Genomic DNA, 10,095 nt, shown 5'->3' on the forward strand with positions numbered 1-10,095 from the left:
CAAAAGGCGACTTAATAAGAATATCACAGACAAGAAAGTGTGTCAACACTTTTTTATTGTGATAGAATGGGCCTGAGTGGACTCGAACCACCGACCTCACGCTTATCAGGCGTGCGCTCTAACCAGCTGAGCTACAGGCCCACATACTAAAAGAATTATGGAGCGGGTGAAGGGAATCGAACCCTCATCATCAGCTTGGAAGGCTGAGGTTTTACCACTAAACTACACCCGCATAAGATATAAAATTTGAAATTACAATTACCTTTGACCTGTTAGCCATATAATACTTCGATGGTCGGGAAGACAGGATTTGAACCTGCGACCCCATGGTCCCAAACCATGTGCTCTACCAAGCTGAGCTACTTCCCGTTAAAATGGCGCGCCCGAGAGGAGTCGAACCCCTAACCTCTTGATCCGTAGTCAAACGCTCTATCCAATTGAGCTACGGGCGCATATGAAATTTATTGAAAGTGCGGCCGAGAGGACTTGAACCTCCACGGGTTATTCACCCACTAGGCCCTCAACCTAGCGCGTCTGCCATTCCGCCACGACCGCATAGATCTTAAACACTTCTCTGTTTCTATAAAACCAAATGGTTTAATGCGGGTGAAGGGACTTGAACCCCCACGCCCGAAGGCACTAGATCCTAAATCTAGCGCGTCTGCCAATTCCGCCACACCCGCATGATTTATATTTAAAATGGTGAGCCATGAAGGATTCGAACCTTCGACCCTCTGATTAAAAGTCAGATGCTCTACCAACTGAGCTAATGGCTCCTGTTTAAAAAAATAATCTTACTATATTAAGAATGTTCATCTAGTGACCCCTGCTTCTAAAAGCTTATTCAAGATGTCGATGCATCGGGGTTACTCGTAGTCTATTCGGTAGAAGTAATGCTCGTTGCTCTACCAACTGAGCTAATGGCTCCTAATGATTATAAAGTTTCCTTATTAGGAAGTAATACGAACTGCCGACTCCCATAAAAAGGGAATAAAAAAATACTATTCATTAAATAGTACATTTTACAATACTACTTACTATAGGTCTTACTCAAAAAATAAATGGCTGGGCCACCAGGATTCGAACCTGGGGTACACGGGATCAAAACCCGATGCCTTACCGCTTGGCTATGGCCCAACATCTGGCGGTCCGGACGGGACTCGAACCCGCGACCTCCTGCGTGACAGGCAGGCATTCTAACCAACTGAACTACCGGACCCAACCTTGATTCTTTTTACTTTTTAATTAAGATGACCCGTACGGGATTCGAACCCGTGTTACCGCCGTGAAAGGGCGGTGTCTTAACCGCTTGACCAACGGGCCAATAATTAATGGCGGAGAAGGAGGGATTTGAACCCTCGCGCCGCTTACACGACCTACACCCTTAGCAGGGGCGCCTCTTCAGCCACTTGAGTACTTCTCCGTATGGCTCCACAGGTAGGATTCGAACCTACGACCGATCGGTTAACAGCCGATAGCTCTACCACTGAGCTACTGTGGAATAATGTCAATTGCGTTTTTCGCAACGATTAATATCATACAACATTTGTAATTTGATGTCAACACTTTTTTAAACATTTTTTGACGTGTTGTTATGTAATTTATTAGCTTATTTAATTTACCATGGATGACACCATTCGTCAATATCCTACGTGAATTTTTTTACATTAGCTTTATTACTTATTTATATCTACCAGTTGTAAAGCCCCTTTGCACTTACCACAACGATACTTCTTTAAATTGACCCTTCTTCTTCTTTTATATACCTGCTTACATTCTTTACATATATATTGATAATTGTATTCTAGTTTTTGAGTAGGCAAAGGACTACAATACCTAGGGGATCCAGTTTCTTTCAACAACTGCTTAAAATCTGCATCTCCGTGCTTATATCCTTTTCCATCTATATGAAGAAAGTAGTGACAAAGTTCATGTTTTATAATCCCTTGAAATTCTTCCATATCTGCCTCAAGATATTTAGGGTTCAGCTCTATCACCCTCTTCGCCGGAATGTATCGCCCCCCTGTTGTTCGCAATCTATTATTAAAACAAACATCATCCAGAAACGTACGATTAAAGAACCTTCTAGATAATTCTTCTACTAATTTATATAGTTCATTTTCTGTCATGATTTTCATTTCCTTCATCTCATTCTCTATTGCCCATTACTCCCATTTTAACATATTAAAGGTTCTTTAATAAGTTTTAAGCACGTTTTGTGGTTGTTATTTAAAATTATTTTAATTAAATATTGATTTTTATCTGGTTTATATTATAATAAAACGTAGAAAGTCTAATTTTAGTTTAGAGAGGGGAATAAACATTGAGTAATAATAATAACCGTATTACTACTGCTGCCGGGGCTCCCGTTGGCGACAACCAGAATTCAGTAACAGCTGGTCATAATGGACCAACTTTACTCCAAGATTTCCATTTACTTGAGAAACTTGCACATTTTAATAGAGAACGTATACCTGAACGTGTCGTTCACGCTAAGGGTGCTGGAGCACATGGCTACTTTGAAGTGACAAATGATGAAATTTCTAAATATACAAAAGCAGATTTCCTAAGTGAAGCAGGAAAACGCACAGATATGTTTATTCGTTTTTCTACTGTTGCAGGGGAACTTGGCTCAGCGGATACCGTCCGTGACCCACGTGGCTTTGCAGTTAAATTTTACACAGAAGAAGGGAACTATGATTTAGTAGGTAACAATACACCTATCTTCTTCATTCGCGATGCGATTAAGTTTCCTGACTTTATCCATACACAAAAGCGTCATCCACAAACACATCTAAAAGATCCAAATATGGTGTGGGACTTCTGGTCATTATCACCAGAATCATTACATCAAATTACGTACCTACATGGTGATAGAGGCCTTCCTGCTACACTGCGTCATATGAACGGGTATGGTAGTCATACATTTAAATGGGTAAATGCTCAAGGAGAAGTTTTCTGGGTAAAATACCACTTCATTAGTGAACAAGGTGTAAAAGGCTTAGATGTTGACCTTGCTGATAAACTTGCTGGGGAAAACCCTGATTACCACACAGAGGATCTCTTTAACGCAATTAAAAATGAAGATTTCCCTGCATGGAAATTATATGTACAGATCATGCCTGAAGAGGATGCAAAAGATTATAAATGGGATCCATTCGATGTTACAAAGGTTTGGTCCAAGAAAGATTATCCACGTATTGAAGTTGGCCGTATGGTATTAAATCGCAATCCTGAAAACTACTTTGCAGAAGTAGAACAGGCTGCATTCTCTCCGGGTCAATTTGTACCAGGAATTGAAGCTTCACCTGATAAAATGCTTCAAGGTCGTTTGTTTGGATATTCTGATGCGCACCGTTACCGTCTTGGTGGCAACCATCATCAAATTCCAATTAACCGTCCAAAAAATGAAGTAAACAACTATCAACGCGATGGCTTTATGAGTGTAAACGGTAATGGTGGAAGCACACCTAACTACCAACCAAACAGTCAAAATGGCCCGGCTGAAGATATCACAACTAAAACTACTCCATTTGAAGTACATGGTCAAGCTGACAGTGTACCTTATGATAGTGAAGATCATTACACTCAGGCAGGCGATCTTTACCGCTTAATGAGTGCAGATGAAAAAGATCGTCTTATCAAAGCATTTGTTGGTCACATGGAGCCAGTAGAAAAAGATGAAATTAAGCTACGTCAAATTGAGCATTTCTATAAAGCTGACCCTGAATGGGGCGAAAGAATTGCACAAGGACTTGGACTAGCTGTTCCAGAAAGCGTACGTTAATTACCTGAAAAGAGTAAGTACTACTTTTTCATCAGCCTACTACACACAAAAAAGCCGGATGACTCTCCACAGAGTTATCCGGCTTTTTCTCATCCTTCTATCATAGTTAGGGCAATTCTACCTTTATCACTATCTACTTGCTCTACCCAAACCGTAACCACATCTCCAACAGAAGCGATATCCATTGGGTGTTTGACAAACTTGTTTGCCATTTTCGAGATATGGACTAGGCCATCTTGTTTTACTCCAATATCAACAAACACTCCAAAATCTACTACGTTACGGACTGTTCCTTGCATTTCCATTCCCGGTTTCAGATCCTCTAGCGAAAGGACATTTTTCTTAAGTAATGGCTGCGGAAAGTCGTCTCTCGGGTCCCGTTCCGGTCTGCTTAAGGCATTCATAATATCCACTAGTGTTGGCTTCCCAATACCTAACTGCTCTGCAATAGTAGTATTGTCTACATTAGCAAGCTTGGTACGAAGCTGCTCTGTACCGATATCTTCCATGCTGCTGTCTACCAATTTTAATAGTTCTTCTACTTGCGGATAAGTTTCCGGGTGAATTGGTGTACGATCGAGCGGGTGGTCTCCATCGACGATGCGTAGGAATCCTATTCCTTGCTCATAGGTTTTAGCACCAAGCCTCGGAATCTTCTTAAGCTGTTTGCGGTTTACAAATTTTCCTTGGTCGTTCCGCTGTTTGACGATATTATTAGCAACTGTCTTGCTAAGACCTGCTACATATTGCAAAAGGGACGCGGAGGCTGTATTCACATTTACACCAACTTGGTTTACTGCCGTCTCCACAACAAACGATAAGGACTCGTTCAAGGATTTCTGGCTAACATCATGTTGATATTGGCCAACACCAATAGACTTTGGATCAATTTTAACGAGCTCTGCCAATGGGTCCTGAACACGTCTTGCTATAGAAGCAGCACTTCTCTCTTCTACCTGTAAATCAGGGAATTCTTCTCTTGCAAGTTCAGACGCCGAATACACACTTGCGCCCGCTTCGTTCACAATGATATATGGAATATCCAGTTGATTATCCGAAATTACATTTGCAACAAATTGCTCCGTCTCTCTTGAAGCTGTCCCATTTCCGATCGCAATGAGTTCAATTGGATATTTTTTAATAAACGATAGCATGAGTTTCTCCGCACCCTTAACGTCGTTTTTAGGTGCTGTCGGGTACATGACACTAACCTCATGCACCTTGCCAGTTTCATCCACAATTGCTAGCTTACAACCAGTACGAAAAGCTGGATCCACCCCAAGAATGGTTTTCCCTTTTAAAGGTGGCTGTAGCAGTAGATTTTTTAGGTTTTTAGAAAATACATCAATGGCTTGATCCTCTGCTTTTTCTGATAAAGCATTGCGAATTTCCCTTTCAATTGATGGCTGGATAAGACGCTTGTAGCTATCATCAATAGCACGTTCAAGAACCTCTCTAACCTCGCCTATTGTGGAACGACGAATAACTTGTTCCTGGAGGTAACGAGTAATCCCCTCTATCGGAGTTTCAATTGCTACCTTTAAAATCCCTTCTTTTTCTCCACGATTTAGCGCAAGAATACGATGTGAGACCATGGACCTCACCGCTTCATTATAATCGTAATACATCTGGAAGACTTGTTTTTCATCCAACTCCGCATTTTTTACCTTTGATTGAACAGTGCCTCGCTTGAAGGTTTCCTCCCGGAGGTGGTCACGGTATTCTGGATCATCAGAAATCCATTCAGCCACAATATCATTTACACCTGTCAGTACATCATCCACTGTATGGACATCATGTTCTTCTGAAATATATTGGTCGGCTTCTTTTAAAGCATCCATATTTTCTTGCTTCCAAATAACAATAGCGAGTGGTTCAAGTCCTTTTTCCTTTGCTATCGTAGCCTTCGTTCTTCTCTTTTGTTTGTATGGTCTGTAAAGATCCTCTACACGTTGTAATTGTGTTGCTTGTGTAATTTCTTTACGAAGCTCTTCTGTAAGCTTGCCCTGTTCTTCGATTATTCGTAGTACTTCCTCTTTTCGATCTGAAAGATTTACAGCATATGCCCATTTATCTTGAACAGTTTTAATTTGTACCTCGTCTAAACCGCCGGTAATCTCTTTTCGATAACGTGCGATAAACGGTACGGTATTCCCTTCGTCTAATAACGAAATTACCTTGTTTACAATAGTTGTATTAACGTTTGCTTCTTTTGAGACCCATTGAATAAGGTCTTGATTATATGTTTCAGCCAATGTTACTCCTCCTTCACACCATTTCTAGTTTACCAAATTACGTACCGATTTCATAATGAACTTAAATTTTTTCGTATGTATGTTTAAGGCAATTGAAAAAGGAAGACAGTTGTTTTACTCGCCTGCCTTCCTTTTATCTGCATCATATCGAATTGCGATCAAAGTTGTATCATCATCTCTGTCCGGTTCACTTATATACTCAAAAGTCTTTGTAATTGTCGTGACATCCTGATTGGTTAAATACTTTTTAGATAGTTCTTTATCACTAACCCCATCAGAAAACATGACAAAGTTCATTTTTTCATCCAAATTTTCCTGTACCACTTTAAACGGACGATGATACCCTGCTAGATAACCAGCATTCGGTATATTTCGCTTCCGTTTTTTATCATCCGAAATAGTCATAATACATATGTTACCTATTGAGGAAAAGGAGTATGTTCCTGACTTAAAATCAATTTTTAAAACGCCAAGCACGACACCACGTTTCCCTTGTAGCTGTTCATTACACTTTTCAATTAAGTTCTCTATTCTAGTGGAACTATTGTTCCGAATGATATCAATTACAATTTGTGATGATTCCTTAGCGAACTCACCACTTCCCAAACCATCTGCAATCGCACATACAAACTCTTTTTCCGTTTCCTTGTAAAAGTAACTATCACCGCAATGATATTTTCCCTTTTTTGCTTTTTGGAAGACGGAGACATCCACTATATTTTCGCTCAATCGAAGACCTCCGTACTCTCAGCCTGGATTGCTTCTCTTAATTTTCGTAAAGAGCGTCGCTGAAGGCGGGAGACATGCATCTGGGAGATTCCCAATAATTCGCCAGTTTCTTTTTGGCTCATGTTATCAAAATACGTACATTGTAAAATTTGCTGTTCTCTTTCAGACAGGATCGGCAGAATTTTTTCGAGCAACATTTTTTGGTCAATGTTATTATAGCCGCTTTCTTCATTACCAACTAAATCAAGAATTGCTACCGTACTTCCATCTGAATCAGCTTCAATTTTACGGTCGACTGAGAGTGCTTTATAGCTCTTGCCCATCTCCATCGTTTCAAGGATATCCTCTTCAGAAACCTCAAGATAGTCAGCTATTTCTCTTACTGTTGGGGATTTTTGCGTATTTGTAGTAAGTTCATCGACCGCTTTTTTAATCTTTGGTCCAAGTTCCTTAATTCTTCTCGGCACATGGACACTCCATGTTTTATCTCGTATAAAACGCTTGATTTCACCAATTATGGTGGGGATAGCAAAAGACTCAAATGATTTACCAAAGGTTGGATCATATCTTCTAACAGCAGCTAGCAAACCTATCATACCTACTTGTACCAAGTCTTCGTGAATCGTGCTGTTTTTAGAATACTTTCTTGCAATAGACTCCACAAGATCTCTATAGGTTAATACAATTTTTTCCTGGATCACTTCATCTTTTGGCTCTTTTTGCAGGTACTCTATCCATTGGTAAACCTCATCTCGTCCGCTATTGTGTGGTTGAGATTTGGTCGTCATCTAAGTCCACCTCTGTTTCGTTTAGATACTTTGTCATCAGAATAATAACACCGTAGTTATTGTTAATCTGAACTTTGTCCATTAATGTATTTATTAGAAACAGACCGAAACCACCTTCACGAAGGTTTTCCACGGACTCTGTGTTTTTGTATGGGCCAATACCATCTTTTATTTCATTCAGATCAAAGCTCCCACCGTGATCTGCTACCATTACTTCAAGGCGATCCTCATAGACTGCAAAGCCTACGGTCACTTCCCCTTCGTCATTTTCGTGATAAGCATGTGTTACTGCGTTTGTGATTGCTTCAGATATGGCTACCTTCAAATCTTCAATATCTTCATAGGAAAAACCCATCCGATTCGCTATACCTGAAATACTTAAACGAATCACACCTACATACTCTGGCTTCGCAGGAACCTTCATCTCTATAAAGTCAAATCTCTCCATTACTCCGTCACACCCCGAATTGTTGAATTTAAATCCATAATTTCATCTAACCCCGTAATCTTGAACAAGCGTAACACACGGTCCTGTATATTAACGAGCTTCATTTCGCTACTATTCTCTTTGGTTGATTTTAGTGCACTAATAAAAACCCCTAAGCCTGTACTATCCATGTAATTTACATTCCCAAGATCTACTTCTACTGTATTTCCCTCTTTTTGGGTTAAGGGTAGAAGCGATTCCTTTAGATTCGGTGCTGTATATGCATCAATTTCTCCCGAAAGGTTCACAACTGATTTATTATTTTCTTCGACTACATCGATAACTAAATTCATAAGCTCCTCCTAGAAATCGGCCTGGTTATGTACGGACGATTAACCTCAAAGGATTAACATCCAAGCCTTAATTTATTACATTACACTTTGTTTACCCTTCTTCTAGAAAATTAAACTTCTCTTTTTAAAATAAGTAGCGTAAAGTCATCCCTTAACTCAAATTCCTGAAGTTTCTCAAAGTGCTTATATACTTGTGTAACCATTTCTTGGGAAGGTAAGTGGGAATATTGCTTAATGACATCGAGAATCTCTTCACTTTCGATAAATCTTTCGCCATCCCTACATTCCGTTACTCCATCTGTCAAGAGAATAACCATGTCTCCTTTATCCACTTTCAATTCATACTGGTTGTATTCAGTTGCTGGAGATACCCCAAGAACAAGCCCTTTTGATTCAATTTCGGTAAAAGAATCAGTAGAAGCATTATAATAGTAACCAGGCTCATGACCAGCAGAAGAATACTGCAATAAATGTTCTGCAGGAAGATACTGAGCATAAAACATGGTGATAAACATACTCGGATCCACATTTCGTTCCACTACTCTATTAAGGTTCTTCAGAATAGCCTTCGGTGTCATCGATTCTTCTGGATAACTATCCATAGAGTACTTAATCATGGACATGCAAAGGGCAGCCGGAATCCCTTTTCCAATTACATCTGCAACCGCAATACCTAGTGAACCGTCTTTCCCTTTTACAAAGTGATGATAGTCTCCATTCATCTGATGAGCTGGAACACTGATTACACCAATATCAAGCCCTTCAATAGTAGGTTTTGTCGTCCCCAGCAATGTTTTCTGCATACTTGCGGCAACCGAAATTTCAGATTTAAGTTCATTCTGTTTCTCCCTTAACGTCTGATACTCTTGGTGCGCCATTCCATATGCGATCATTGCCTCAAGAAGGAAATCCATCGAATGCTGGAAGTCTTCAAGCATATTAGGATATAGCTCTGCCAACGCCTGTATATGAAGGTTGACAATCTCTTCAGGGAGAATATTATTTTTAATAAACTCTTTACTCACCTGCTCTACACCGTATAGAGATTGCTCATCCTGTGTTTCAATATAATGTTTCATGAGGTCCTTATAATTAGCTGCGTCGACCTTTATCATATCGTCCATTAAATCCCCCCCTCGTATAATCACTGCAGAATAATGAGAAGAAGTGTGTACCACATACGCTGCACACACCTCAGTTTCTCGTAGAAGAAATATTCCTTCCATTCTGTTTGGTTCACTAATATCTTATCTTACCCATTTTACAGCTTTTATTCTTGTACCCTTACCTGCTTCCGACTGTAGATCAAAATCATCCATTAATCGTTTTACACCTGGAAGACCTGCTCCTAGACCACCGGAGGTTGAATAACCATCTTCCATCACCTTGCTGACATCATCAATCCCAGGACCATTGTCTATTGCAACCATAGAGATGCCTTTATGATCCATATTATCAATTACTTCAAAACAAATTTGCCCAGTTTCGGCATATAAGTATATATTTCGAGCTAATTCTGATATTGCCGTAGCAATTCTTGCCTGATCAACAGTACCAAAGCCAATTTTTCTGGCTATATCCCTGCCGAGTTGCCTTGCCCCAACAATATCCCACTCTTTTTGTATATTTACACAAGATTGGGGATTCATTCGTTATTCCCCCAGTTCCTGGTAGAGTTTAATTAAACCTTGTTCCAAGTCCAGAGCCGTTGGGACATTTTTCAAATGAATACCTAAATCAATTAGCGTCATGGCAA

Annotated in this window: 9 protein-coding genes, 12 tRNA genes and 1 pseudogene; 1 reads left to right on the forward strand and 21 read right to left on the reverse strand. The window is 40.0% G+C overall.

Features of this window, described 5'->3' with window-relative positions:
- Nucleotides 1–67: 67 nt before the first annotated feature.
- The 13 genes from AC6CHS_RS19255 to AC6CHS_RS19315 form a co-directional block, all read right to left on the reverse strand.
- A tRNA-Ile gene (locus tag AC6CHS_RS19255) sits at nt 68–141 on the reverse strand.
- Nucleotides 142–158: 17 nt separating this feature from the next.
- Nucleotides 159–232: transfer RNA gene (locus AC6CHS_RS19260), tRNA-Gly, on the reverse strand.
- Between the two features lie 60 nt (nt 233–292).
- Nucleotides 293–369: transfer RNA gene (locus AC6CHS_RS19265), tRNA-Pro, on the reverse strand.
- A 6-nt stretch (nt 370–375) separates the two neighbouring features.
- Nucleotides 376–452 (reverse strand) — tRNA-Arg (locus AC6CHS_RS19270).
- 19 nt (nt 453–471) lie between these two features.
- A tRNA-Leu gene (locus AC6CHS_RS19275) sits at nt 472–555 on the reverse strand.
- 46 nt (nt 556–601) lie between these two features.
- A tRNA-Leu gene (locus AC6CHS_RS19280) sits at nt 602–683 on the reverse strand.
- A 17-nt stretch (nt 684–700) separates the two neighbouring features.
- Nucleotides 701–776, reverse strand: a tRNA-Lys gene (locus AC6CHS_RS19285).
- Nucleotides 777–1,062: 286 nt separating this feature from the next.
- A tRNA-Gln gene (locus tag AC6CHS_RS19290) sits at nt 1,063–1,137 on the reverse strand.
- Nucleotides 1,138–1,142: 5 nt separating this feature from the next.
- A tRNA-Asp gene (locus AC6CHS_RS19295) sits at nt 1,143–1,219 on the reverse strand.
- 32 nt (nt 1,220–1,251) lie between these two features.
- Nucleotides 1,252–1,323 (reverse strand) — tRNA-Glu (locus AC6CHS_RS19300).
- 9 nt (nt 1,324–1,332) lie between these two features.
- Nucleotides 1,333–1,423, reverse strand: a tRNA-Ser gene (locus tag AC6CHS_RS19305).
- A gap of 3 nt (nt 1,424–1,426) precedes the next feature.
- A tRNA-Asn gene (locus AC6CHS_RS19310) sits at nt 1,427–1,501 on the reverse strand.
- Between the two features lie 175 nt (nt 1,502–1,676).
- Nucleotides 1,677–2,138, reverse strand: a complete 462-nt coding sequence (locus tag AC6CHS_RS19315; RefSeq protein WP_498238286.1) for a SprT family protein — start codon at nt 2,136–2,138, stop codon at nt 1,677–1,679.
- 185 nt (nt 2,139–2,323) lie between these two features.
- Between AC6CHS_RS19315 and AC6CHS_RS19320 the strand changes: the two genes are divergently transcribed.
- A complete protein-coding gene (locus tag AC6CHS_RS19320; protein WP_498238284.1) occupies nt 2,324–3,787 on the forward strand; it encodes a catalase in 1,464 nt (487 codons plus the stop codon).
- A gap of 89 nt (nt 3,788–3,876) precedes the next feature.
- Here AC6CHS_RS19320 and AC6CHS_RS19325 read toward each other — a convergent pair whose 3' ends face one another.
- From AC6CHS_RS19325 to AC6CHS_RS19360, 8 genes and pseudogenes are all read right to left on the reverse strand, one after another.
- On the reverse strand, nt 3,877–6,042 hold the full coding sequence (locus AC6CHS_RS19325; RefSeq protein WP_498238285.1) for a Tex family protein: 2,166 nt from the start codon (nt 6,040–6,042) through the stop codon (nt 3,877–3,879).
- A 114-nt stretch (nt 6,043–6,156) separates the two neighbouring features.
- The gene (locus AC6CHS_RS19330; protein WP_106895733.1) at nt 6,157–6,771 is read right to left on the reverse strand and encodes a SpoIIE family protein phosphatase; all 615 of its coding nucleotides are present in this window, start codon (nt 6,769–6,771) and stop codon (nt 6,157–6,159) included.
- Nucleotides 6,768–7,559: an RNA polymerase sigma factor SigB gene (gene sigB / locus AC6CHS_RS19335; RefSeq protein ID WP_106895732.1), complete on the reverse strand. Its 792-nt coding sequence runs from the start codon at nt 7,557–7,559 to the stop codon at nt 6,768–6,770. The genes AC6CHS_RS19330 and sigB overlap by 4 nt, the downstream gene beginning before the upstream one ends.
- Nucleotides 7,531–8,007: an anti-sigma B factor RsbW gene (gene rsbW, locus AC6CHS_RS19340; RefSeq protein WP_106895731.1), complete on the reverse strand. Its 477-nt coding sequence runs from the start codon at nt 8,005–8,007 to the stop codon at nt 7,531–7,533. The genes sigB and rsbW overlap by 29 nt, the downstream gene beginning before the upstream one ends.
- The gene (locus AC6CHS_RS19345) at nt 8,007–8,339 is read right to left on the reverse strand and encodes an STAS domain-containing protein (protein WP_106895730.1); all 333 of its coding nucleotides are present in this window, start codon (nt 8,337–8,339) and stop codon (nt 8,007–8,009) included. Before AC6CHS_RS19345 ends, rsbW begins: the two co-directional genes overlap by 1 nt.
- Before the next feature lie 110 nt (nt 8,340–8,449).
- On the reverse strand, nt 8,450–9,463 hold the full coding sequence (locus AC6CHS_RS19350; RefSeq protein ID WP_106895729.1) for a PP2C family protein-serine/threonine phosphatase: 1,014 nt from the start codon (nt 9,461–9,463) through the stop codon (nt 8,450–8,452).
- Between the two features lie 123 nt (nt 9,464–9,586).
- Entirely contained in the window at nt 9,587–9,988 is a 402-nt protein-coding gene (locus tag AC6CHS_RS19355; protein ID WP_106895728.1) for an anti-sigma regulatory factor, read from the reverse strand.
- A gap of 3 nt (nt 9,989–9,991) precedes the next feature.
- Nucleotides 9,992–10,095, reverse strand: a pseudogene (locus tag AC6CHS_RS19360) (RsbT antagonist protein RsbS); the annotation flags it as partial.

It is taken from the genome of Oceanobacillus sp. GQ8 (genome assembly GCF_059758495.1).

Coding starts and splice junctions, on each gene's coding strand:
- AC6CHS_RS19315 (WP_498238286.1), bottom strand. CDS start 2,138: ATGAAAATCATGACAGAAAATGAACTATATAAATTAGTAGAAGAATTA.
- sigB (WP_106895732.1), bottom strand. CDS start 7,559: ATGACGACCAAATCTCAACCACACAATAGCGGACGAGATGAGGTTTAC.
- rsbW (WP_106895731.1), bottom strand. CDS start 8,007: ATGGAGAGATTTGACTTTATAGAGATGAAGGTTCCTGCGAAGCCAGAG.
- AC6CHS_RS19345 (WP_106895730.1), bottom strand. CDS start 8,339: ATGAATTTAGTTATCGATGTAGTCGAAGAAAATAATAAATCAGTTGTG.
- AC6CHS_RS19350 (WP_106895729.1), bottom strand. CDS start 9,463: ATGGACGATATGATAAAGGTCGACGCAGCTAATTATAAGGACCTCATG.
- AC6CHS_RS19355 (WP_106895728.1), bottom strand. CDS start 9,988: ATGAATCCCCAATCTTGTGTAAATATACAAAAAGAGTGGGATATTGTT.